Genomic DNA, 25,225 nt, shown 5'->3' with positions numbered 1-25,225 from the left:
ATATTGTTAATGTCATTTCGACGTAAGTAGAAATCTCAACGACATTAATTATAAAAGTTTAAGTTATGAAAATTAATTGGGGAACAGGTATTGTTATTGCAATTGTAGCTTTTATGAGTTTTATCTTATATCTAGTTATTACAATGAGTACAGATAAATCGTTTACACACGATTTGGTAACAGATAAATATTATCAAAAAGAATTAGAATTTCAAGATGAAATTAATGCAGAGAAAAATGCATTCGCTTTAAAAGAAAACATTAAAATAACAAGAGTTAAAGAAGGTTTAAAAGTGGATTTTCCAGAAGCTTTTATTCCGAAAGATATTCAAGGAAAAGTGTTCCTGTATAGACCATCTAATAAACATTTAGATTTTGAAATACCTATTTCGATCTCTAAAACATATTTGCTCGTGCCTGAGAAACGTTTAGTAGATGGTCGTTGGAACATGACTGTATCATGGAAATACAAAAATAAGGAGTATTTATTTAAAAAAGAACTTGTGTACTAATGTTTTTATCGGCACTAATTTTTGGGTTATTGGGTAGTTTCCATTGCATAGGAATGTGTGGACCAATCGCTTTTATGTTGCCAGTAGATAGACAAAAACCAGTTAAAAGGTTCTTCCAAATTTTAAGTTATCATTTAGGTAGGTTGTTTACTTACAGCTTAATAGGTTTGTTGTTTGGGTTTTTAGGAAAAGGATTTTTCTTCTTTGGTTTTCAACAACAATTATCTATTGTAGTTGGAATAAGTATGATTTTATTTATATTATTCCCAAGAATTTTTAAACGAGTGAATTTTTCTTCAAAAATAAGTAACCTAATTTTTAAGGTGAAAAATGCTTTGGGAAAGGAATTAAAGAAAAAAGGAAATGATACTTTTTTTACCATTGGTTTTTTAAATGGTTTTTTACCTTGTGGATTAGTTTACATGGCTGTTTTTGGAGCATTAGCAACTACAAATGCTTTTTCAGGAAGTTTGTATATGTTTTTATTTGGTTTAGGAACAATTCCTTTAATGACAGCCGTTGTTTATTTAGGAAATTTCACAAAAGGAACTTTTAAAAAAAACATTCAAAAAGCGATTCCTGTAGTTGTAGTTTGTATTGGTGCTTTATTTATTTTAAGAGGTTTAGGTTTGGGAATTCCTTATGTTTCTCCAACTCCAATTTTAGAAATGGTTTCTTCAAACAATACTTGCCATTAAGACCTCTTTTATTTTATAATTTATTGTTTTAATTAACTGACTATAGCTAATTAAAATTAGATGATAATCCATATTTTTTTATAGAATTTTTAAATTAAGAAAATTACCTATTGTAAAAGCTTGCATTCTAAAATATCTTTGTAGTGTACAGTTATTATAATAATTTTTTACTAACCCCCCTTCAATATGTATATGTAAAATAAAGGCATTTACAAATTGATGAAATTTAAATATTATGAAAAAAATACATTTACTACTTGCAATAATTCTGCTAACATTTTCTATTAAAGCTCAAGATGTAGCAATGATTACTCCAGTTAAATTTAATGAAAATAACATAACTAAAATTTCTGATGATGAAATTATTCCTCTATTAGAAGAAACTACTTACACTTATAAATATAAAGGTAAAGATGTTGTGGTAATATTTTCAAAAAAAGAACACATAGAATATTTCGAAAATAAAAAATATTTTATTAAATCTGATATTAAATGGACTTCTGAAGAAGAATGTTTTATGACATTAAAAGAGTCTAATTTACCTAATTTTCCATTTAGAAGTGGAACAAAATTAAGTATGAAAATTATAAAAATAAAAAGAGGATATATTTTTTATGAGTCTACCTTAGGAGGTTTAACTTGGGAAGGCAAAATGAAAAAAATCTAATATTTTATTTCTCAAATTAACATTTATTAAAAAGAGCTTGTTTAAAAAAAACAAGCTCTTATCATTTTAAAAACTTATTTTTTTTCTAACGTTTTTTATTGTTTTATAGTACAATAAAATATTTAATATTCTGAAAATAAGAAAATTACCTATTTTGTTTAGTTAGGTTCTTTAATATATTTGAAATGAATTTATACTAAATATTTAATTATAACTATTCCCCCAAAACATGAAAAAGATATTTTTAATTATTCCTTTTTTACTAACGATTTCTATTTACGGACAAAATAATATAGAAATTTCTCTTCAACAAGATGCAAGATTGCTTTTAATTGGAGACAAGAAAGGTAATGATGCATTAACAGTTAACTTACTTTCTAAATTAGAAGTACCAATCTATAATTTCGAAAACAGTTATTTATTAACACATATTTCTGTGGAGTATGCAGATCTAAATTTTAAAAATTACCAACGATATGCTATTGGATCTGGTTTTGGAATAAACAGTATTTATCGAAAGCTAGGAGCTGTAGCTTATGTAGATTTTGGAAAAATTTATAGACAAACACAGGGTTTTTATAGTTTCAGTTTTAGTGGAGAATTAAACTTTAAAATAGGTAATAATATAAAACTTATAGTTACACAGCAGGTAACACAAAGAAAAGATTTAATGAAGCTTTATAATTCTAAAAAGGAATTTATAATTAGTGGATTTTTAGGCTTAAAATATAATTTCTAACCAACTTTTAAATTTTTGTATAATTAAAAGAGCGAAATCATACCCCTAATGTTTTGCTCTTTTATATTTTATAAAAAACTCGTGTTAGTAATTTTTTTATAATTTGAATATTTAGAAGGTTAAATAAAATTATGAATAGATGCCTTTTAATATTTAAATTGTATTCATTTTAGCTTGTGGAATCTGTTTAAAAACAGTTTTAATATAAAATATACAAGGTAGCTAATGATTGTAGAAATTAACTTAATTGCCTACTTACTGTGCATTATTAATTAAATAATATGATAATGAAGAGTATTTAAAAAAGCTTATTATTTAATATGCTTTTTTAATATTATCAATTAAATCTTTAAAACCTTTAGATTTATCAAAAAAAGCAAAAGCGCCATATTTTAAACAAATTTCTTTAAGGTTTGTACTTGTAGAAAACACAAAAACTTTCTTTTTTATCTTATTTTCTGTAAACCACTTTAAAAGCTCTATACCATTTCCATCTGGTAAATTTAAGTCTAAAGTAACTAATTCATATTCATTTTCTTCTAAAGAAGAAATTGCTTCTTGTAAAGTTTTTGTTAAACGTATCGTTTTTATTCCAGATACTTTTTTAGCAGCATTCACTATTTCTTCCCCTATGTAAGGGTTATCTTCAATTACTAATAAATTGTTTAATTTAGAGTTCAATATATTGTTTATATTATGCTGGTTTATATTAGTATATGTAAATATATAAGGTTTTTAGCTTGAATAACTAAGCAATATTCTTAATCTTTTAATAAAGTATAAGTTTTTTTAAGCATTAGGTTTTAATTTACTAATTTAAAGAGATGTTAGCCCTTTTCTAATAGCGTATTTTGTTAATTCTGGAATAGAATGTATATCTATTTTTTTCATAATATTATTCCTGTGAACATCAATAGTTTTAGGACTTAAAAATAATGTTTCACCAATTTCTTTAGATGATTTACCTTCTGCTATTAACTGTAAAACTTCTTTCTCTCTCGAGCTTAATACTGTATTTTCTAATTCATCTCCATTTTTAAGCAACGTAAGAAATTCTTGGTTAATATCTTTTGATAGATATTTTCTGTTTTCCATAACTGTTTTAATTCCTACAATTAATTCTTTAGCATCACCATCTTTTAATAAATAACCAAAAGCACCAGCATTAAACATACCTTGTATAAATTGTTTGCTAGAATGCATAGAGAGTCCAATTACTTTTGTTTTTGGATGTGCTTTTAGGATTTGTTTTGTAGCTTCCATTCCGTTTAAATCTGGCATTGCTATGTCTATAAGTACAATATCTGGCAATAATTTAGAACATATTTTTACAGCATCTCTACCATTTGAAGCTTCTCCAATAACATGTAAATTAGCTTTTTTTTCAATAATATTTCTTAAACCATCTCTTAATAGGTTGTGGTCGTCTACCAAAATTATTTTTATTTCGTTTGTTTTATTCATTTTAAAAGGGGGATAAAAATTTTAATATTGGTGCCTGAATTAATTTTTGATGTAATAGAAAATTGACCTTGTATGGTTTTAATACGTTCTGTAACAGTAAATAAACCAAAACCAGAACCAGATTGATTTTTAAAATTATTTAATATAGATGTATCAAACCCAATACCATTATCTATTATAAAAAGATCTACTCCTTTGTTTGTTTTTTTTATTTCTATTTTTACGAGAGAAGCATTTGCATATTTTATAGCATTTGTTAGTATTTCTTGGATACTTCTATAAAGAATAATAGAATTTAATTCACTAAGATTAATATTTGTTAGGTTTGTACTAAATTTAAATTTAATTTTATACTTCGCTTGTAAATCTTCAATTAACCAATTTATGGCTTCTATAACTCCTAATTGATACAATATCGTTGGTGAAAGTTCATATGTAATTTTACGACTATTCTCTAATGCGTCAGAAATATGAGCTTCGATAAATTTTAAATCTTCATCTATTACTGTTAAGTTTGGGTTCTCTTTTAATTCTAAAATTTTCATTTTAGAAATAACCAAAGATTGGCTTAAGTGATCGTGAATATTAGAAGCAATTTGTTTTTTTTGCTTTTCTTCTACCATGGTAATTTCGGTAGTAAGTTTTTGTAGAGATGTCTGGTATTCTTGAATTTCTTCTTTAGCTAAAACCCATTGTGTAATATCTCTAGCAGAAGTAACAAAGTAATTAATTTCGCCATCTTTATGAACAGGAGATGATAAGAATTCTAACCAAACAAAATGGCCATTTTTGTGAAGTGCTCTAAAAGGATAAGCTTCTGCAGAGTTGTTATTGAATATCTTATCTTTCATTACCTTTCTTAAAGGTAAAACATCATCTTTATGTACAATACTAAATACTTGTTTACCAATAAATTCCGATTGTTCGTAGCCTAACAAATTTTTTATAGAAGGGCTAATGTATTTAAATGTGCTATCTGGTTCTTGTAAGCAAATTAAATCATTAGTGTTATTTGCTAGTAGACTATGCATTTCTTGAGTTTTTTCTATTTTCTCCCTTATTAATTTGTTTTCAGTAATATCTTGTATTACACCTCTTATACCTATTACTTCATTTTTTTTATTTAATATAGGGTAACCTATTGCATTTACCCAAAGTTTTTCTTTAAGCGCATTTTGAAACCTTAGTTCTAGATCGTATTTTTTATTATTTTTAATACTATTATTAATTGCTTTTTCTAATATTTCTGCAGAACCATCTATGTAATAATTTATAGCTTCTTCAATTGGAGGAACCTCTCCAATAGGAATTTTATGAATTTTAAAAACTTGATTAGACCAACGTAATTTTTGTGTAATGATGTTAAATTCCCAAGCACCAACTTTAGCAATTCTTCCAGATTCATTTAAAAGAAATTCACTTCTTTCTAATTCTAAAAGGGCTTTTTTAATTTCTTCCTGGCTTTTTTTTAAGCTCTCTTCTATAGATTTTTGGTGTGTAATATCGTTCATTACAGCTAGTGCGCCTAGTTTGTTTCCCAAAGAATCATAAAAGGGGGCAGAGTTACAAATTACATATCTAGGCTTTTGATTCTTTGCCTTAATAACCATTTCAAAATTCACAATTTTTTTTCCAAGAAATGATTGTAAAATAGGGATCTCATCTGCTTTTAACAATGTTTTCCCATCGCTTTTGTATAAACCATAATTTTCTGCCCAACGTTCTTTTGGAAACGTCATTACATCTATACCATGCCATTCTTTTGCAGCTTTATTAAATAACACCAATTTGCCTTTTGCATTACATGCAACAATACCAGCTGGTTGGTTTTCTGTCATTGCAGATGTGAAATTTCGTTGTTTATTTAATTCTATTTCTGCGTTTCTTATTTCTGTAACATCTTCTATAATTGTAAGTGTAAATTTTTCTTTTTTAATTTGAATTACTTCTCCAGATATTTTCCAGATTCTACTTTCTCCAGATTTTTTTAAAAAAGTGGTTTCGAAACCTTTAACTCTTCCTTTTTTTAATATTTGTTTTACGTATTTTTTATAATCTTTTTTAGATTTCCAAATACCAATTTCAAACATTTTTAAGCCTTTTAATTCTTTAGTTGTATAGCCAGTTACTTTAAATGTTGCTTTATTTATATTTATAATTTCAAAATTGCTTAATCGAGAAAGTATAATGGAGTTAGAACTATTTTTAAATACTTTAAAAAATTTATCTTCACTTTCTTTTAATTCTAATTTGTTTTTATACTTTTTAGAAATATCTTGTATTACACCAGCAATTTTAAAAATTTCACCATTAATGTTATATATTATTTTTGCTTTTGAGTGAACTATCTTTATTTTTTTCTGAACATTAATTTCATATTGGATATCATATTTTTCTCCTTTTTCAATTAAATTGATCATAGCTTGTCTTACAAAATTTAGTTTTGGTATATTTTTTTCTATATAATCTAAACTAAAATTATTTTTTTCTGGGTTTAGCCCAAAAATCCGAAGAGTTTCATTTGAACCCCATAAAAGACCAGTTTTAATATTGTATTCCCAATTTCCTACCTTACCCATTTTTTGGGCTCCTATATAACGTCTTTCATTCTCTTTTAATTGAATTTCTGTTTCCTTAATAATAGTTATGTCGTCGAAAGTAGTGTATACTTGAAATGGTTTTTTTTCTCCTTCTTTAAATTGGGGAATTGCATCTATCTTTATCCAACAGTATTTTTTTTTAGTAATATTAAATACTCCCATTATTTTATTAAGAACAGGAATGCCTGTTTTTAAAGCTATCATGCTAGGGTGTGTTTCTCCTGGAAAATCAGAACCATCTTCATGTATACATTTCCAACTAGGATCTATAGAAGTTTTACCCTCCATTTGGTTTAATGTAAGGCCTAAAATTTTTAAAGCAGCAGGGTTAACATTTATTATTTTGCCTTTATGATCTTGGTAAGAGACACCTAAATTCATAGTTTCAAATAGAGTTTGAAACTTATTTTCTTTTTCTTTTGAGTGTAGCATTTTTTCTAGGGTAATAAGATGTTATAAACTAATTTTATATTTTAAAATATTTAATTTGGTATCACTAAATTATTAGTATTTAAAATTTATAATATATAAAAGTAAGAAAAATATAATATCCTTTTGTAGTAATTAACTGAATTCTTTATCAGTAAATAGAAAACTTATACTTATTTGTTCTAATATAATAAGTAAATAAAAAAAGTGGATAATAATTGTTTCATCTTTGAGTTTATATTACTGTGTTAAATCTTTATTTAGAGAACAATTTATTCTTTTAAAAACAATATATTTGAAAACTTAAAACTCATCTAGATTTAATGAAGTTAATTTACATTAGGTTTTGCTTTTTACTTCTCGTTTTCTTTACGATAAATAATCAAGCACAAGAAACGTTACCAATTTATACAGATTATTTATCTGATAATGTTTTTTTATTGCATCCATCTGCTGCAGGTATTGGTAATTCTAGTAAATTACGATTAACTGCAAGAAAGCAATGGGCAGGTGTACCAAATGCTCCAGAATTACAAACGTTAAGTTTTCATACAAAATTTGGAGAAGAATCGAATGCTGGTTATGGTTTAATTTTGTTTAATGATGAAAACGGATTCCATTCTCAGAAAGGTTTGCAAGGAACTTATGCATACCATTTACCAATGAGTAATAGCAAAATGTTTAAGCAACTTTCTTTTGGTTTGGCATTTACGTTTGTTCAAAATCAATCCGATCAAAGAACTTTTACAGGAGATACTGGTGTAGCAGCTATTATAGAAAGCACAAGTTATTATAATGCAGATTTTAGTGTTGCTTATCATAGAGGAGGTTTGGCAACTTACTTTACTGTTAAAAATTTATTATTAACAGCGAAAAACAATTTAAACGTGCAAGAGCCTTTAGATTTAAGAAACTATATTTTATCTGCAGGTTATTATTTTGGGGAAGAAGAAAACTTTGTACAGTGGGAACCCTCGATTATGTTTCAATATAAAGAAAGTCTTGGAGAAACAATTGCAGATGTAAATATAAAAGCCTACAAAAGATTTTCAAAATCTCAACTTTGGGCAGCGTTATCTTATAGAAGAAGTTTTGATTCTAATTCCATAGAAAATTCACAATTTATAAGTCCAATTGTTGGTTTAAATTATAAAAACTTAATGTTTTCTTACACTTACACAAATCAATTAAATGATATTGTTTTATCTAATTCTGGTTTCCACCAAATTACTTTAGGAATTAATTTATGGACAAGAGAGCCAAGAGCAGCGGCTTGCCCTAATATTAATTCTAATTACGGAAGTTTCTAAAATTTTTTTCGAATAATTTTTATGTTTTCTTTTTCTGCTATTAATTGTTCTAATACTTCTTTTTCTTTATTGATATATAACGTATGTTTTGCTATATTTTCTTTAGAGTTTAATAAATAAAACTTGTTTAAAATAGCTTTAGTTTGTTTTGCAACAGCTTCTCCAGAGTCTATAATATTTATTTTACCGCCAATAATTTCTCTAATTTGAGGAATTAGATATGGGTAGTGAGTACAACCCAAAACTAAAAAATCTATATTTTTCTCTAATAATGGATGTAAATAAGATTTTAAGAGAGAAGTCATTTCTTTGGAATATAATTTTCCATTTTCAATTAACTCAACCAAACCTTTTCCAATGATTTCTTCGATGTAAATGTCTTTTCTAAAACTGCTTGAAGTTTTTTCAAACAAAGAACTGTTTAATGTACCTTTTGTAGCTAAAATGCCAATTGTATTTGTTTTTGTAGTTAATGCTGCTGGTTTAATTGCAGGTTCTATTCCAATAAATGGAATGGAATACCTTTCTCTTAAAAAGTCAATTGCATTTGTGGTAGCTGTATTGCAAGCTACAACTATTAATTTACAATTTTGTTTTAATAAAAAATCGGTATTTTTTATACATAAATCTATAATTTCATTTTTAGATTTTTCGCCATAAGGCGCATTTTTACTATCAGAAAGATATATAGAATCTTCATTTGGTAAAAGAGAAATTACTTCTTTCCAGATAGAAGTACCTCCTACTCCAGAGTCGAAAAAACCAATAGGATATTTGTTAATTGCCATCTATGTAAAAATAGAAAAACCTACTTAAAAAAGTAGGTTTTAATTTATGAATTCTTGTGAGTTGTATTAAAAACCGGCTCCAGGAGCTTCTGGGCTTTGTGCTTGTGCCTTTTGTGGATTTAGTATCATATAAGTTCCAAGTGCTGTCAATGCAGCATATTTTCCATAATTACCAATTTTTTTAATGGCATCTTTACGAGAAATATCTTTATTATTTTCTATTTGTTTTTTCATCTTTTTAAAATTTTATTTATCGTAAATTAATCTATAATTATTTTTTTTGTATTTGTGCTGTTTGCTGTTTTTAATTTAACAATATACATACCAGTAGCTAAATTTGGCAAAGATATAGTATTGTTTAAATTTCCATCGAAAGTAGTTGTAAATACCTGTTTACCTAAAACATTAAATAAGCTAATTTTTGCTTTTGCTACATTTAAACCTGTAACTTTTAAATTAGAATTATTCGTTTTAAAAATAACAACATTATTTAAATTTTCTGTATCGTTATTTAAGACAGAAGAGGTTGTAGTGTGAATAAAAAAACGGTTTTCAACAACATTGTTGTCTATGGTAACAGTATATTCGCTATTAGTGTTATCTAAACGTGTATACGCTTTTGTTAATTTATCTTCTAGAAAAACCATATATCCATCTGGTAAATTTAAAGAGTTTGCAGAAAATGTAATTTCCGAATTTTTTGTTGCTTTTACACCAACAGGAATTACCATGTTTTCGTAGTTTGAAGTTGGTAATGTTTGTATTGCCAAATTCCTATCATCTTCATTAGAAACTAATTTTGTGTAAACAGAGAAAGAAGTACCTACTCCACCAAAGGTTGAGCTATCATAACCATTATCGAAACCAATCGTTTTATTTTTATAATAATAAATTGAAGTACTTTTTAAAACGTCTTTAGAAGCAATACTTAATTGAATTTCTGGGCGTAAATTTACAGACTTATTAAAGGTTCCAGAACTTTGATGACTCTGCATTCCTTCTGTAAAATTAAAATTACCTCCTGTAGATTTAGATTTTACAAAAAAACCTTGTGCTGGAGCAATATGTAAAGAAGGTCTTTGGTTTACTCCAGTTCCAACAGTTGTTGTTTGATTTACTGTAATATATGACGACTGAATCTCTGTATCTTTTTTATCCCATAGCCAAATCGTTTCTTCTTCTAAGATATCTGTATTTGCAGTTAGAAGGTTTACAGCACCACCATTTGTGTTAAAGGGAATAAAAGAAGGATATGGATTTCCAACTAAATTAAATGCATTTCCAGTTCCACCAGGAGGACTTTTATCTGTTATTGGAATTTCTACAAAATCTGTTTTAATATTTCCTTTAAAACCTATATTTCCTTTTGCGGTATTTGAACCAAATGCAGAGTTTTGTAAGATTGTATATCCTTTTCCTGAAATAAAATTATTAGATGCGTTTAATGGATAAGTTCCAGTTCCATATGTTGTACCATCTGTGGCACCTGTATAATAATTCCATGCAGTACCATCGTTATTGTAAGGAGCAATTCCAAAATTATTTTCTTTACCAACTGTTGTACTAGTTAAAATCTTATTAAAAGTTGTAAATTCTTGAATACTTTCATTAACAGTTGGAGAAGAAATTAAAGTCCAACCAATTGAATCATTAATATAAGTTTCCGTAAAATAAAAAAAGCTATTTGCATCTGCAGAAGTATAACTTCCATTTAAAATCACAGAAGCTGCATCAATCGTTTTTGAGGCTGTCATTTTAGATTCTAAATATAAAGAACTACCAGAATTAATTGTTAAGTTTCCAGAAATCGTTAAAGAACCACTTAATACTGATAAACCATCAGTTTCTGAAATAGACATATTACCAACTATTGCATTTGTACTAGTTCTTATTTCTGGGGCATTTGTAACATCTGGAATGGTAACTAAAGAACTTGATGTTGGTACACCATTACTCCAGTTTGTGGCTAATGACCAATCATTACCATCTGTTAAATCACTTCCTGTCCAATTTGTTGTATTTATGGTGAATGACTCTTGGGAGAAAGGAATTGCGAATGTTTCTCCATTTCCTGTTGTTGTGGACCAATTTGTTTTAACAGATATTAAGGATAAATAATCACTGTATGAAGTTTGATTTAATTTAGATCCATTATAAAAACCTCCATCAGGTGACGCACTATTATCAATAACTACATGTGAAGTTCCAGTTGTTAAACCAGTTCCAGTTAAATCTCCAGTTTGTGTTGGGTCATTTCCAATCTGTAAACCATATATAAATGTGGTTACTGTATTTTCATCTGTACCAGTATAAATAAACAAACCATCTTTATCTGTTGGATTAAAACCTGCATCTGGCTCTGTTACATTTCCAATTGAAACAGTTCTTGAAGTGTCATTATTTACATCTGAAAAAACTACTATTGTGCCGGATTTAATTATTGAACTACCAGAATTCCATGCCAAAGCTCCTTCCCCAGAAACAAAACCTCCAGTACCATTTGATTCATTATCAGTAATATATATTATTGAGTTTGTTGCTAAATCTGATAATATTGCAATAGAGAAATCTTTGTCACCTTCTGAGGTTTCTACATTAAAACCAACAAAAGCAATATCTCCAGTCGTTTGTGAATTAATTGTTAATGCTGATAAAAAGATGATTAGTAATAAAGTTGTCTTTAAAAAGTATTTTTTCTTCATAATTAAGATTTTTGAGACATCTAAAATACTAAAAAATAAGATATAATAACTTTTAAAAAAGGAATTAACAATAAGATAATATATAATTATAATAAGTTAATTAATTCTTACGCCAAAAGAATGGTGTAAATAAAATTAAAACTGTAAATAATTCTAAACGACCAATTAGCATTAAAAAAGAACAAAACCATTTTGCAGCATTCGATAAATGTGCAAAATTATCTATAGGACTTACAGAGCCAATTGCAGGTCCAATATTACCTAAAGAAGAAGCTGCAGCTCCTAAAGCAGACATAAAATCTAAACCTAATAAAGTAAGTACTACAGAAGATATAATAAATATTAACATATATATTATAAAGAACGATAGTATGTTAAATACAATAGTCTGACTTACAGTTTTATCATCATATCTTACAGGAATAATTGCATTTGGATGTAATGCTTTTTTGAATTCTAAAAAGCTATTTTTCAGCATTATAATATGTCTAACAACTTTAATCCCACCACTTGTAGAACCTGCAGAACCTCCAGTAAAAAATAGCGCAAAGAAAATTCCAGTTGCAAAAAAGTTCCACATGGTAAAATCGGCAGTTACAAAACCTGTAGTTGTAACTACTGAGGTTACCATAAATAACGAATGTCTAATCGCACTTTCTGTTTCTCCTAAAACTTGTGGATGAGCTAAAACACTTTCTAAATTTGGGTCCTGAAAAAAGATAATTATGATTGAAATAATTGCACTTACTCCTAAAACACCAAATAAATAATATTTAAATTCTTCACTTTGAAAAACACGTTGAATTTTTCCCTTCAAAGCAAAATATGTCAAAACAAAATTGGTTCCTGCAATAAACATAAATGCAATTATAATGTATTGTATTAATGGATTTCCATTGTAAAATGCAACACTATCCGACTTTGTAGAAAAACCTCCAGTACTCATAGTTGCCATTGCATGGTTTATGGCATCAAACCAAGTCATACCAGCAAATTTTAATAGAAAGAATTCGGTTAACGTAAGTATAACGTAAATTAAATATAGTCTTTTTGCAGTATCTGTAATTCTTGGGTGTAATTTGTCTGCAGATGGTCCTGGGGCTTCTGCCATAAACAATTGCATTCCTCCAATTCCTAATAAAGGTAAAATTGCAATTGTTAAAACTATAATTCCCATTCCACCAATCCAATGTGTTGCACTTCGCCAAAATAAAATTCCTTTTGGCATATTGTCTATATCTGTTAATATAGACGAACCTGTTGTAGAATATCCAGAAATTGTTTCGAAAAAAGCATCTGTAATACTTGGTATAGATCCAGATAATATATAAGGTAACATTCCTGTAAAAGATAGGGTTAGCCATCCTAAAGTAACAATTAAATATCCTTCTTTTTTTTGAATATTTGTATTGGTAGGTTTATTTAAAAAATAGAAAAGAATTCCTATAAAAACGGTTATAATACCAGCATTTAAAATGCCCCATTTTTCAGGTTCGTTATAATGCATGCTAAAAGGTACAGCCAAAAACATAAACAGTCCATTTAGAATGGCAGTAATACCTAAAAAACGATAAATTATTTTTGTGTTTAAAGCTCCCATTTTATTTGAATAGTCCTTCTACAGTACTAATAGCTTCTGGTAAACAAAATACAATTACTTTATCTCCATTTTGTATTTGCATTGTACCAAAAGACATTAACGGCTTTCCATCTCTAATAATTCCTCCAAAAACAGCTTCTCTTGGAAAGTTTAAATCTTTAATTGGCTTTTGAGTTACTTTTGCATTTGGTCTTACTTCAAACTCAAAAACTTCTGCATCTATGTTGTGTAAGTTTGCCAATGCTAAAATTTCACCTTTACGAATATGTCTAAGAATATTACTTGCAGCAATTAATTTTTTGTTGATTAGAGACTCAATTCCAATTGTCTGGGAAATATCGATATAATCCATATTTTCTACCAACGCAATCGTCTTTTTTACGCCTTTAGATTTTGCAACGAGACAAGACATAATATTTGTTTCAGAATTTCCTGTAACTGCAATAAAAGCATCTGTTTCTCTAATGTTTTCTTCTTCCAATAATTCTAAATCTCTTCCATCTCCATTAATTACTAAAGCATTGCTTAAGTCTTCTGCTAAAATTTCTGCTTTTTCTCTATTTTTTTCAATCAATTTTACGCTAAAATTATCTTTACATAAATTTCTAGCGGTTTTTTCTCCAATACTACTTCCCCCTAAAATAATTACATTTTTTATGTTGAATTGTTTTTTTCCAATAATTGGATACAAATCCTTCATACTATAATTTGGTACAGAAAAATATACTTGATCGTTTAATTGATATTTAGTGTCTCCTCTAGGAATAATAGTTTGCGAAACATTCTCTCTTTTAATAGCTATCGTAATAAAATCGATATTACTAAATTTTTGCTTTGCCTCTTTTACAGATAAATCTACCAAAGGCGATTTGTAGGTTAAAGAGGTACCCATAACATTAAAAACCCCACTTTCAAATGCTACAGTATCGTTAAAAGAAGACTGGTTTAAGAGCATTTTAATTTCGTTAGCTGCCAGTTCTTGTGGGGAAATCATAAAATCGACACCAAATTTAGAAAAATCGACTTCGCAATTATCTAAAAATTCGGGATTATCTATTCTAGCAATCGTTTTTTTAGCACCTAAAGACTTTCCAATTACAGAAATTGTAAAATTTGTATTCTGACTTTCGGTAACCGCGATTAATAAATCTGCAGATTCCACCCCAATTTCTTTCAATAATTTTATGGATGTGGCATCACCTCTTTTAGTAATCACATCTAAATGATTATTAAGGTAATTTAACTTTTCAGCGTCAAAATCTATAATGTAAGTGTCTTGAGATTCGTAAGAAAGTAGTTTTGCTAAGTGAAAACCAACATCTCCAGCACCTGCTATAATAATCTTCATATTAAAATTTAGAAAATAGTATGCAAAGATACGAAACAATGGAAACACTTTTTTAAATTCCTTTTATTATTTAAAAATAACTGTAAATGAGTTTGTTAAGATTGGTTTTTTAAAAGAATTGCTATCAAAAAACGTTTTCGTATTTTTACTAAAAATAGATGTATGGAAAAATTAACTATAAAATCTTGGGCTTTAGATGATAGGCCTAGAGAAAAGTTAATTGCCAAAGGAAAAGCCTCTTTATCGGATGCAGAATTAGTTGCCATTTTAATTGGTTCTGGAAATAAGAAAGAAAGTGCAGTAGCTTTATCTAAAAGAATCTTAAATTATGTTAATGGCAACATAAATGAACTTGCGAAACTTTCCGTCGAAAAATTAACCGAATTCAATGGAATAGGAGAGGCGAAAGCAATTTCGATTATTACAGCTTTAGAATTAGGAAAAAGAAGACAGTTCGAAAACACTCTAGAAAAGCCGAAAATTGGTAGCAGTAAAGATGTAGCCAATGTTATGCAACTTGTAATTGGCGATTTAGAGCATGAAGAATTTTGGGTTTTATTTTTAAATAATTCCAACAAAGTAATGGCAAAATCGCAGATTAGCAAAGGTGGTTTAACAGCCACAATTGTAGATGTTCGTTTGCTATTTAAACGTGCATTGGAGTTGGCTTCAGTTGCAATTATTGTGTGTCATAACCATCCTTCAGGAAAATTACAACCCAGTAATGCAGACAAACAATTAACTCAAAAAATAAAAGATGCAGGCACAACTTTAGATATTAAATTGTTAGATCATTTAATTATTACCCAAAAAGATTATTTTAGCTTTGCAGATGAAGGAGTTCTTTAGCAATAATTAGTTGGTAGTAGATCAGTTTGCAGTAAGCAGTCATAGTTTATAATTGTTTAATCTTAGAGACTGAGACTGAGACTGAGACTGAGACTGAGACTGAGACTGAGACTGAGACTGCTAACTGTAGACTGAATACTGCAAACTTAACACCAGAAAATGATATTAGTTTATACACATACAATTACACCTAGAATTCGTTATATTTTTAAGCATATTCTAACTCGAACTCTTTTAATTCCTGTTGGTTTTACTTCGAAAGTTGAAGAGTTTGTTGCGCATAATGGACCTAAGATTTCTTATACAAAAACACCACTTGGAAATGAGTTTTTTATAAAAAGTAACGATTTAATGTTCGAACAAGGTGTAAATGATTTAGATATAAATATGCAAAAATGGGAAGAAGTTCCTTGTTTTTTTGTAGCTGGTGGAAAATCGGCAATTCCTTTCGATATTTTTGCAGCAAGTTTTTATTTAATTACCAGATACGAAGAATATTTACCACACGTAAAAGACGTTCATGGAAGATATACTGCAGAACAAAGTTTGGCTTATAAAAACGGATTTTTAGAAAAACCCATTGTAGATATTTGGGCGTATAAATTATTAAAAATTTTAAAAGATAAATTTCCAGAATACGAATATAAAAGAAGAAGTTATAAATACGTTTCTACAATAGATATCGATAATGCATATGCTTATAAATACAAAAGTTTAATAAGAACTTTTGGTGGTTTGTTTAACGATATTTTTAAGTTTAGATTGTTAAATGTTTGGAACCGTTTGGCAGTAGTATTTCGATTGAAAAAGGATCCATATGATACTTTTTCAGAAATTTTAAAAATTAAAAAGCAGTACAATGCAAGAACTGTTTTCTTTTGTACAGTTGGCGATTATAATACATTCGATACCAATGTTTCTGCTTCAAAAAGTAAATACAGATTACAAATTAAAGAATTGGTAGATTATGCAAGAGTTGGCTTACATCCTTCTTATTTTACAATGCAAAATCTTACAATTTTAAAGAAAGAAAAAGAACGATTAGAGAGTATTACCAATATGCCAGTTTTAAGATCTAGGCAGCATTATTTACGTTTTAACTTGCCAGATACTTACCAGCAATTAATAGATTTAGAAATAGAGGAAGACTATTCTATGGGTTATGCAAGTAATGTTGGTTTTAGAGCAGGTACCTGTACACCTTTTTATTTTTATGATTTAGATTTCGAAATTCAAACTCCGTTAAAAATTTTTCCATTTGCTTTAATGGATACAACTTTAAACGATTATCTAAAAATAACACCAAAACAATCTTTAGGTAAAATTAGAGATTTAAGAAACGAAATAAGAGCTGTAGATGGCATGTTTATAACACTTTTTCATAACGAAACTTTAAGTGACTATTTACGTTGGAAAGGTTGGAAAAGGCTTTATGAATCTATGATTAAAATAGCGACAAACTAAAGAATGATTCAGTATATAAAACGAGAAAACTTAGACGTTTTAAAATACGATGCTTGTATTGAAAACTCAATTCAATCTAGAATTTATGCGTTTTCTTGGTATTTAGATATTGTTGCAGATAATTGGGATGTTTTAGTGTTAAATGATTATGAAGCTGTAATGCCATTACCTTGGAAAAAGAAATATTTTTTAAAATATGTAGCGCAACCATATTTTTGTCAGCAATTGGGAGTTTTTTCTTTACATAATATTTCTGAGGAAATACAAGCAAGTTTTTTAAATAAAATTCCTAATAAGTTTGTAAAGATTTCTATAAATATGAATTCCGGTAATTTTTCATCATCAAAAATGATAGAAAAAAAGAATTATATTTTACGTTTAGATTCTTCACATGATAAAATTTTTAAGTCTTTTTCAAAAGGAAGAAAGCACGCAGTAAAAGTAGGAGAGAAGAACAATCTTCAGGTTAAGGAAACTTCTATTCAAAAACTTATTGAAATAAAAAAAGAATTTTATAATGATATAATTTTCCCTGAAAAAATCATTAAGAATATAGCAGATTATGTTTTAAAGAACAACAAAGGATTTATTTTAGGTGTTTATAATGATGAGGTTTTGTTAGGAGGTAGTTTGTTTTTAAAATCTAAAAATAGAATTATATATTTATTTTCTTCAAATACTGCTGAAGGAAAAAAATTACAGGCACCTAGTTTTTTATTAAACACTATTATCAAACAACATGAAAATTCTAATTTTATACTTGATTTTGAAGGAAGTAATATTCCGAATGTAGCTTCATTCTTTAAAAGTTTTGGAGCGGAAAATGAAGGATACTATCACCTAAATTATATTCATTTGTTAAAATCTATTTCTTAATAAAAGCATGAATTCTATTCTAGAAAACTTATTAAAAAGAATGATATCTGCTTCTGATCAACGATTGGTAGTTCCTTTTTATCATAAAGTTTCTGATGCAAAACAAAGCTTTGAAAAAGATTTATACATACCAAGAAAAGTTATAGATTTTAAAAATGATATTACTGTTTTAAGTACATTTTATAACCCAATTTCTATGCAAGAATTCATAGAGATTTCTAAATTGAAAGAAAAACCAAAGAAAAATTATTTCCATATTACTTTTGATGATGGTTTGTCTAATTTCTATAAAATAGTTGCACCCATTCTATTAGAGAAAAAGATACCAGCTACTGTTTTTGTAAATTCAGATTTTGTAGATAACAAAGCATTATTTTATAGGTATAAAGCGAGTTTATTGTATCAAGTTTACGAGAAATCTTCAAAAAAAGAAAAAACAAAATTTTATGATTTTTTTGAAGAAGATAAGGCAATTAGAGAAAAACTATTTGCTATCAATTTTAATAATAAGGAAGTTTTAGACAGTTTAGCAAACGAAATAAAGTTTTCTTTTGATGAATATTTACAAACTGAAAAACCTTATTTATCATCAGCACAAATAGAAGAATTGATAGCAATGGGTTTTACAATTGGCGCACATTCTAAAAGTCATCCTTTGTATTCAGATATTTCTTTTGAAGCACAAATTAATCAGACAAAAGAATGTGTAGATTGGTTGGTTAAAAAGTTTCATTTAGATTATAAAGTTTTTTCTTTTCCGTTTACAGATTTAGAGGTTTCTAAGGAGTTTTTTACAACTTTAATGAACGAAAAAGTAATAGAAGCAAGTTTTGGAACGTCAGGAATAAAAAAAGATAAGTTCGATACTAATTTCCAAAGATTATTCTTTGAAATTGGAAACGAAAATGCAGAGAACTATTTGTTAAAAGAATATTTTAAATATTTTCTAAAAATACCTTTTCAGAAAAATACAATGCCAAGAAATTAATGATTTCCATCCAAAAAATAACCATTCAAGAGTTAGAAGACTTTGTTTGTTCTAGTGTTTATTTAGCATTAAAAGAGAAACCTATTTCTAAACCTAGAGCAATTTCTTATGTAAACAATCCAAGAGCCAATAAGAAGGATGTTGTTTTGTATTTGGGTTTTCTAGAAGATGAATTGGTTTCTTACAGAACTATTTTACCTGACATTTTTTTTGATGAAAATAAACCAACTTCTTTTGGTTGGTTAAGTGGTAATTGGGTAGCAGGAAAACACCGTAGAAAAGGAATTTCTACGTTACTTTTTAAAGAGGTTTTAAAAGATTGGGAAGGCAAATTAATGTATACAAATTATGCTGAAGCCTCTAAATTGGTATACGATAAAACAGACGAATTTTTACTTTTAAAAGAATTAAAAGGTACAAAATATTATAATCGTTTTTGTTTGGCAGATATTTTACCAACCAAAAACAAATTGTTTGAAAAAACAAAAATACTCTGGCAATTTTTAGATGTAATTCTGAATGTATTTGTAGATTTTAAGAATCTATTTAGTTCATCAATAAAGAATAGCTTTTCTGTAAAAATGAATGAAAATAGTTCAACTTCAATTTTAGCATTTACAAACAATTTTACTAGTCAGAATTTATTTAGAAGAAGTGATAAAGAGTTTAATTGGATACTTAAATATCCTTGGGTTTTAACAGATGAGGTTTCTAGAAAAGCATCAGAAAATTATAACTTTTCTTTGTATTCAAATAATTTTGAATCAAATTTTCATACAATTTACAATAGTGCTAATAACTTGATTGGACGTGTTTTAATAACAATTAGAGATGGACATGTAAAAATACCTTATGCTTTTTTTCTTGAAGAAAATAGTAAAGAGATTGCAAGTATTATAATAGATAAATGTAATAAAGAGAAAGTAAAAACTATTGTTGTTTATAATCTGAAATTAGAGACAGAATTGAATGAACAACTGTCATTTGTAACAAAAAAAGAGTTTTCCCAAAAATATTTTATCACAAAAAAACTAGAGAAATCTATTAAACAAACATCAGAAATAGCACTTCAACCTGGAGATGGAGATGTAGTTTTTACTTAGTTAGCATAATTTTTCTGATATAAGTATAGAAACCAAATCGCTGAAAAAATACCTGTAAACCACATTAAAAATGCAGATGTTATTGCAGCTCCTTTAATACCGTAAATAGGTATTAAATAATAATTACTAGCAATATTTATAATAATTGCAATACTATTTATGTAATAATTTATTTCAATTTTCCCTATCGAAGAAAGCAGATTTCCAAATAAACCTCTAAAAATTAAAACTCCACAAACACCAAAAGATAAAATTATAAAACTACTTGAATATCTAATAAGACTCTCGTCAATTAAGCTTAAAGTAGTTTCAGCAAAAAAATAAAAAAAGCTAAAAAAGAAAAGACTAACTACTGTAAATAGTGCCATGTAACTTTTTGTGTAATTAAAAATATATTTTTTATTGCTAATTTTTTCTGTAAAAGCAACAAAGTCAGTTGCCATAAACATTCTGGGTAAAAACAAAATACTTAATGGTATAATAGCGATATATTTATATGAGGTTACTAGCTCAGGATCTTTTAATAAATAACCTATTAATAAAATATCTATCACTAATAAAAGATTAGAAACTACACTAGTTAAACCAGAGTAAAAGCCGTATTTCCAAAAAGATAAATTAATAATGGTTGGTTTTATTTTAAAGGATAAATTAATTTTTAATCTTTTAAAGAATACTAAAGAGGTAATTAAAGGAGCAATTATTATGGCAATTACATAACCATTTTCTTGATAGAAAAAACTTAAGAGCAATACAAATACGACTAAAATTGTGCTATGAAAAATATCTACATAAGAAAACAGTTTGTTATTATGTTGCAGTCTAAATTGAATTTTAATGATTTGCATTATAAAATCTGGAATTAAAACAAGAGACAAGAAAGCTAAATAAATACCTGTTTTATTAAATTGAAAAGGAAACAATAATGCAAAAACAATTGTTACACTTACAATACAAATAGATATTAGAAAGCCCTTTTTAAATACATAAGAAAATAAATTATTTTTTTCTTCTGCTGTTTTTAATAGAGCACCATACCTAATTAAGCTTTGGTGTAAGCCAAGCCCAGCAAATGGAATTAAAAAAAGAATAATATTATAGGCAAATAGTACAACACCTAATTCTTTATTTGGTACAAATTGTATGGCAAACCAAGAGGCTAAAAAAGAAAATAATCTAGAGAAAAAAGTAGCCAAAAAAATATGACCTCCAGATCTACTTAAGAAATTTTGTATATATTTTTTTATGAGCATTTAAAAATTATTTAAAGCTTTAAAATATAATTCAGAAAATTGATTCGCAATTACTTTTTTACTAAATTTTTCTACAGCATAATTGTGCATTATATTTTTATCAATTTCTGGATTATTGTAATAATACAACAAGCTTTCTAACAACTTTTCGCTATTATTTTGTTCAATTAATTCACCAAAATCTTTAGGAAAATACTCTTTAATTCCACCAACATTGGTTGATATTACTGGAACGCCACAAGAAAAAGATTCTAAAATTACACAAGGTAAATTTTCATAATTACTAAAAAGTGTAAAAACATTAGAGCTTTGTAAATGATTTACTAATTTTTTTTGAGGGATATGATTTATAAATTCAATTTTGGCAGAAGAAAAATTTAATTTATTTATTAGTTGTAAATAATTTTTAGAAGTTCCACCAATAAATTGCCAAGTAAAGGCACCGATTTTGTTTTCTAATTCTTTGGCAACATATAACATTCCTGATATGTTTTTATGAACATCCATTAAATTGGAAATATGTATAATTGAAAATAGTTCTGTTTCTTTCTTCAGAGGTTTAAAAAGATCTGTATCTACAACATTAGGAACTTTTTTATATTCTCCTTTTAAACCAATTTTTTGCATGGATGTTTTTAAGTTGTCACTTACAGGACAAACAAAAGCAGCATTTTTAGTAATTTTTTTTGAAATTAACTTTTGAAAAAAAGAAATATTTTCGGCTTGAGGTTGGTGATAACCTGTCCAATGTTCAGAAATTATATACGGTTTTTTCTGAAACCATTTTAAATATATGCTAAACATTCCAAAAGGAAAAATTTCGTTTAAATGAACAACATCAATAATATCTATTTTTTTTAATAACGCAAAAAAAGCTTTTATAAAAAGAGAAATCTTATGTAGTTTATTATCAGCTTTTTTTAAATAGGCAATGTGTGTTGTTAAATTCGATTCCTTTTTTGATACAATTTCAATATTTTCTGTCGCATTTTTATCTGTAATAATATGCAGTAACGTTACAAAATGTTTTGTAGCAACTGCTTTTGCATGGCGTTCAATAAAATCGCCATTTGTAGGTGAAACCCTAGATGGAAACCAGCCACAGAGAAATAGAATATGTAATTTTTGAGTCAAAAAAAGGTTCTTATTTGTAACAAATATAACAACTTAATCTCCTATTTATTATTTATATTTTTTTTACATTTAGCAAATGAAAATTGAACATGTATTCTTTGACTTAGATCATACCTTATGGGATTTCGATAAAAATTCCGATTTAACTTTTCAAAAAGTATTCGAGATAAACAAAATTCAAATAAATATTTCTGATTTCTTAGAAGTTTATTTGCCTTTAAATTTAAAATATTGGAAATTATATAGAGAAGAAAAAGTATCTAAAAGTGATTTGAGATATGGTAGATTAAAAAATACGTTTGATGCTATTAATTACGATGTTTCTGACGATGTAATTGACAAAATAGCTATAGAATATATCAATTATTTAGCCGATTTTAATCATTTATTTGTTGGTACTTTCGAACTTTTAGATTATTTAAAAGAGAAATATCAATTGCATATTATTACAAATGGATTTGAGGAAATTCAAAGTAAAAAAATGATCAATTCTAAAATATACCATTATTTCGATAAAATTATTACATCCGATTCTGTGGGTGTAAAAAAGCCAAATCCAAAAGTCTTTAAATATGCTTTGGAGTATGCAAATGCAGACATCGAAAAATCTATAATGATTGGCGATAATTTAGAAGCAGATGTACAAGGAGCTTTAAATATTGGTTTAAAAGCAATACATTGTAATTTTAATAATTCTAAGAATATAAATAGTAATATACCAACAGTTACTTCACTTTTAGAATTAAAACAATATCTTTAAACCTTTAAAGTATAAAAATAATATCCCCAATTATGGCATTTCTTAAGAGAGCTTCCTTTTTAATAATTTCTTTATTGTTCTTTTCTTGTTACCAAAGTTTAGATTTCGATCAAGTGGAAGAATATGTTATAACCCCAAATTATACTGTATCTTTGGCTACTTTTTCTGTAGATGCTCTAGTATTTACCTCTCCTCCAGTAACAGAAATTAGAGAAAACACTACTTTTGAAATTTTTAAAAATAGTTTTTTTAAAAATAATTCGGTTAGATTAGATTTTGAATTTGAGATAGTTAACGAAATTAATAGAAATTTTGTAGTAGAGTTAACCTTGTTAGATAAAAACAATTCAGAAATTTACACATTAGAAAATTTAAATATATCTGCAAACCAAAGAGACTTTAAGCAATCAGAAATCATTGATATTTCGTTAAACCCGAATGTAAAAAATTTTACAAAAGTAGAGGTTTTACTTAGGTTAGAAGATCCAACGATTCCTATGAGTACATCAGAAAATGGCGCTATAAGGTTAAAATCTGCGACTACTATTTATCTAGAAAGATCTTTTTAATATGAAAAATGTACTATTATTTTTTTCAATTTTGTTAAGTTTTTTCGCTAATAGTCAAAACAAACAAGTTTTATACGATTTTGCAGAGTTACCACAAACATTATTATTAAACCCTGCAATAGAAACTAACTATAAATTTCATATTGGTGTTCCTTTATTATCTGGAATATCTTCGGAATTTGGTGTTACAAATTTTAATTTGTCAGATCTTTTTTTATCAGATGGTAGAACTATAAACAATAAAGTTAGCGAGGTTTTAAATAGATTAACTTCCAGAGATTATACAAAAATTAATACACAAATAGAAGTTTTAAGTGGAGGCTTTAGATTTGACGACAAAACCTATTTTAGTTTCGGTTTTTACGAAGAAATAGACGGAATTGGTTACTTTCCTAAAGATGCCATTAGATTATTAAATGAGGGTAATGGAGCTTATATAAATTCAAATTTTAGTGCTTCTCAATTACTTTATAAAGTGGATTTTTCTGGAGTACTTCATGCTGGAATTACAAGGAAAATAGACGAAAAACTAACCATTGGTGGTCGATTTAAAATTTATTCTTCGGCATTAAATATAGAATCCACTAATAATTCTGGTACCTTTACTACAAATGAAGGAAATAATAATATTTACATCCATTATTTAGATAATATAGATGTGAATTTTAGAACATCTGGCTTGGTAAAAGATAACGAATATATAGAGGATCCAAACGAATATTTAAAAAATACATTTCTTGGAGGAAATTTAGGTTTAGGTTTTGATTTTGGATTTTCCTACAATATTACTCCTCAATTGCAATTATCTGGAAGCCTTTTAGATATTGGTTTTGTAACTCATAAAAAAAATATTAAAAATACATTAGCGAAAGGAAATTTTATTTTTGAAGGAGTAGATTTTGAATTTGATTCTAGTAATCCAAGAAATTATTGGGAAGAAATAAACGATCGTTTTATAGAAGAACTACCTACACAAGAAAATAATGATTCTTACACTTCCTGGAGACCTGCAAAACTAAATGCTGCAATAAAATATAGTTTCGGAGAAAAAAGAAGTAAATATTGTTACGATAATACCTATAAAGACTTTTATACAGATGCTATTGGCGCACAATTATATTCTGTTTTTAGACCATTGAGTCAGCAATTTGCACTCACAGGTTTTTATCAAAAATCGTTCAATAAAAATTTGCATGCAAAAGTAACTTATACCATAGACGATTATTCTGCATATAATGTTGGGTTTGGACTTTCCGCCCAAATTTGGAAGATAAATTTTTATGGTATTTTTGATAATATTATTCAATATAAAAATTTATCATCAGCAAATAATATATCCTTTCAATTGGGGTTTAATCTAATATTTAATTAA

Annotated in this window: 23 protein-coding genes; 13 read left to right on the top strand and 10 right to left on the bottom strand. The window is 27.2% G+C overall.

Features of this window, described 5'->3' with window-relative positions:
* The first annotated feature begins 65 nt into the window (after positions 1 to 65).
* The 4 genes from H9I45_RS07650 to H9I45_RS07635 all read left to right on the top strand — a co-directional run bounded on the left by H9I45_RS07650 (position 66) and on the right by H9I45_RS07635 (position 2,616).
* On the top strand, positions 66 to 512 hold the full coding sequence (locus H9I45_RS07650; protein WP_088354752.1) for a FixH family protein: 447 nt from the start codon (positions 66 to 68) through the stop codon (positions 510 to 512).
* A complete protein-coding gene (locus H9I45_RS07645) occupies positions 512 to 1,210 on the top strand; it encodes a sulfite exporter TauE/SafE family protein (RefSeq protein ID WP_088354751.1) in 699 nt (232 codons plus the stop codon). Before H9I45_RS07650 ends, H9I45_RS07645 begins: the two co-directional genes overlap by 1 nt.
* Before the next feature lie 235 nt (positions 1,211 to 1,445).
* Positions 1,446 to 1,877: a hypothetical protein gene (locus H9I45_RS07640; RefSeq protein ID WP_088354750.1), complete on the top strand. Its 432-nt coding sequence runs from the start codon at positions 1,446 to 1,448 to the stop codon at positions 1,875 to 1,877.
* 229 nt (positions 1,878 to 2,106) lie between these two features.
* Positions 2,107 to 2,616 carry a hypothetical protein gene (locus H9I45_RS07635; RefSeq protein WP_088354749.1) on the top strand — a complete coding sequence of 170 codons (510 nt, stop codon included), beginning with the start codon at positions 2,107 to 2,109 and terminating at the stop codon, positions 2,614 to 2,616.
* Positions 2,617 to 2,931: 315 nt separating this feature from the next.
* Here the strand turns inward: H9I45_RS07635 and H9I45_RS07630 are convergent, their stop codons facing one another.
* From H9I45_RS07630 to H9I45_RS07620, 3 genes are all read right to left on the bottom strand, one after another.
* Positions 2,932 to 3,297, bottom strand: coding sequence for a response regulator (locus tag H9I45_RS07630; RefSeq protein ID WP_217896864.1), 366 nt, complete (start codon positions 3,295 to 3,297; stop codon positions 2,932 to 2,934).
* Positions 3,298 to 3,432: 135 nt separating this feature from the next.
* Positions 3,433 to 4,080: a response regulator gene (locus H9I45_RS07625; RefSeq protein WP_088354748.1), complete on the bottom strand. Its 648-nt coding sequence runs from the start codon at positions 4,078 to 4,080 to the stop codon at positions 3,433 to 3,435.
* The gene (locus H9I45_RS07620) at positions 4,077 to 7,112 is read right to left on the bottom strand and encodes a sensor histidine kinase (protein ID WP_088354747.1); all 3,036 of its coding nucleotides are present in this window, start codon (positions 7,110 to 7,112) and stop codon (positions 4,077 to 4,079) included. Before H9I45_RS07620 ends, H9I45_RS07625 begins: the two co-directional genes overlap by 4 nt.
* Before the next feature lie 320 nt (positions 7,113 to 7,432).
* Here H9I45_RS07620 and H9I45_RS07615 point away from each other — a divergent pair, with 320 nt between their 5' ends.
* Positions 7,433 to 8,419: a PorP/SprF family type IX secretion system membrane protein gene (locus tag H9I45_RS07615; protein ID WP_088354746.1), complete on the top strand. Its 987-nt coding sequence runs from the start codon at positions 7,433 to 7,435 to the stop codon at positions 8,417 to 8,419.
* Here H9I45_RS07615 and murI read toward each other — a convergent pair.
* The 5 genes from murI to trkA all read right to left on the bottom strand — a co-directional run bounded on the left by murI (position 8,416) and on the right by trkA (position 14,857).
* The gene (gene murI / locus H9I45_RS07610; protein WP_088354745.1) at positions 8,416 to 9,207 is read right to left on the bottom strand and encodes a glutamate racemase; all 792 of its coding nucleotides are present in this window, start codon (positions 9,205 to 9,207) and stop codon (positions 8,416 to 8,418) included. The two genes, H9I45_RS07615 and murI, sit on opposite strands and share 4 nt — an antisense overlap.
* Positions 9,208 to 9,273: 66 nt before the next feature.
* Positions 9,274 to 9,441 (bottom strand): hypothetical protein, encoded by a 168-nt coding sequence (locus H9I45_RS07605; protein WP_176397584.1) that lies wholly within the window; start codon positions 9,439 to 9,441, stop codon positions 9,274 to 9,276.
* 26 nt (positions 9,442 to 9,467) lie between these two features.
* Positions 9,468 to 11,909 (bottom strand): T9SS type A sorting domain-containing protein, encoded by a 2,442-nt coding sequence (locus tag H9I45_RS07600; RefSeq protein ID WP_088354744.1) that lies wholly within the window; start codon positions 11,907 to 11,909, stop codon positions 9,468 to 9,470.
* A gap of 100 nt (positions 11,910 to 12,009) precedes the next feature.
* Entirely contained in the window at positions 12,010 to 13,509 is a 1,500-nt protein-coding gene (locus H9I45_RS07595; protein WP_088354743.1) for a TrkH family potassium uptake protein, read from the bottom strand.
* 1 nt (position 13,510) lies between these two features.
* On the bottom strand, positions 13,511 to 14,857 hold the full coding sequence (gene trkA / locus H9I45_RS07590) for a Trk system potassium transporter TrkA (protein WP_088354742.1): 1,347 nt from the start codon (positions 14,855 to 14,857) through the stop codon (positions 13,511 to 13,513).
* Positions 14,858 to 15,019: 162 nt separating this feature from the next.
* Between trkA and radC the strand changes: the two genes are divergently transcribed.
* From radC to H9I45_RS07565, 5 genes are all read left to right on the top strand, one after another.
* Positions 15,020 to 15,706 (top strand): RadC family protein, encoded by a 687-nt coding sequence (gene radC, locus H9I45_RS07585; RefSeq protein ID WP_088354741.1) that lies wholly within the window; start codon positions 15,020 to 15,022, stop codon positions 15,704 to 15,706.
* Between the two features lie 159 nt (positions 15,707 to 15,865).
* On the top strand, positions 15,866 to 17,170 hold the full coding sequence (locus H9I45_RS07580; RefSeq protein ID WP_088354740.1) for a polysaccharide deacetylase family protein: 1,305 nt from the start codon (positions 15,866 to 15,868) through the stop codon (positions 17,168 to 17,170).
* A 3-nt stretch (positions 17,171 to 17,173) separates the two neighbouring features.
* Entirely contained in the window at positions 17,174 to 18,046 is an 873-nt protein-coding gene (locus H9I45_RS07575) for a hypothetical protein (protein WP_088354739.1), read from the top strand.
* 7 nt (positions 18,047 to 18,053) lie between these two features.
* Positions 18,054 to 19,034 carry a polysaccharide deacetylase family protein gene (locus H9I45_RS07570; protein ID WP_088354738.1) on the top strand — a complete coding sequence of 327 codons (981 nt, stop codon included), beginning with the start codon at positions 18,054 to 18,056 and terminating at the stop codon, positions 19,032 to 19,034.
* Positions 19,034 to 20,137: a hypothetical protein gene (locus H9I45_RS07565; RefSeq protein WP_088354737.1), complete on the top strand. Its 1,104-nt coding sequence runs from the start codon at positions 19,034 to 19,036 to the stop codon at positions 20,135 to 20,137. The genes H9I45_RS07570 and H9I45_RS07565 overlap by 1 nt, the downstream gene beginning before the upstream one ends.
* On the opposite strand, the gene H9I45_RS07560 is transcribed toward H9I45_RS07565, so the two are convergent.
* Complete coding sequence (locus H9I45_RS07560) at positions 20,134 to 21,390, bottom strand: MATE family efflux transporter (protein WP_088354736.1); 1,257 nt, start codon at positions 21,388 to 21,390, stop codon at positions 20,134 to 20,136. The genes H9I45_RS07565 and H9I45_RS07560 overlap by 4 nt on opposite strands.
* Positions 21,391 to 22,524, bottom strand: coding sequence for a glycosyltransferase family 4 protein (locus H9I45_RS16420; RefSeq protein ID WP_088354735.1), 1,134 nt, complete (start codon positions 22,522 to 22,524; stop codon positions 21,391 to 21,393).
* A gap of 76 nt (positions 22,525 to 22,600) precedes the next feature.
* Between H9I45_RS16420 and H9I45_RS07550 the strand changes: the two genes are divergently transcribed.
* From H9I45_RS07550 to H9I45_RS07540, 3 genes are read left to right on the top strand one after another with little or no spacing between them, the layout of a single operon-like run.
* Positions 22,601 to 23,284 carry a YjjG family noncanonical pyrimidine nucleotidase gene (locus tag H9I45_RS07550; RefSeq protein WP_088354734.1) on the top strand — a complete coding sequence of 228 codons (684 nt, stop codon included), beginning with the start codon at positions 22,601 to 22,603 and terminating at the stop codon, positions 23,282 to 23,284.
* 32 nt (positions 23,285 to 23,316) lie between these two features.
* The gene (locus H9I45_RS07545) at positions 23,317 to 23,853 is read left to right on the top strand and encodes a hypothetical protein (RefSeq protein ID WP_088354733.1); all 537 of its coding nucleotides are present in this window, start codon (positions 23,317 to 23,319) and stop codon (positions 23,851 to 23,853) included.
* Between the two features lies 1 nt (position 23,854).
* The gene (locus tag H9I45_RS07540) at positions 23,855 to 25,225 is read left to right on the top strand and encodes a DUF5723 family protein (RefSeq protein ID WP_088354732.1); all 1,371 of its coding nucleotides are present in this window, start codon (positions 23,855 to 23,857) and stop codon (positions 25,223 to 25,225) included.

Origin of the sequence: Polaribacter haliotis (genome assembly GCF_014784055.1) — a bacterium.
Lineage (GTDB): Bacteria > Bacteroidota > Bacteroidia > Flavobacteriales > Flavobacteriaceae > Polaribacter > Polaribacter haliotis.
This window is presented reverse-complemented; position numbering and strand designations above follow the sequence as displayed.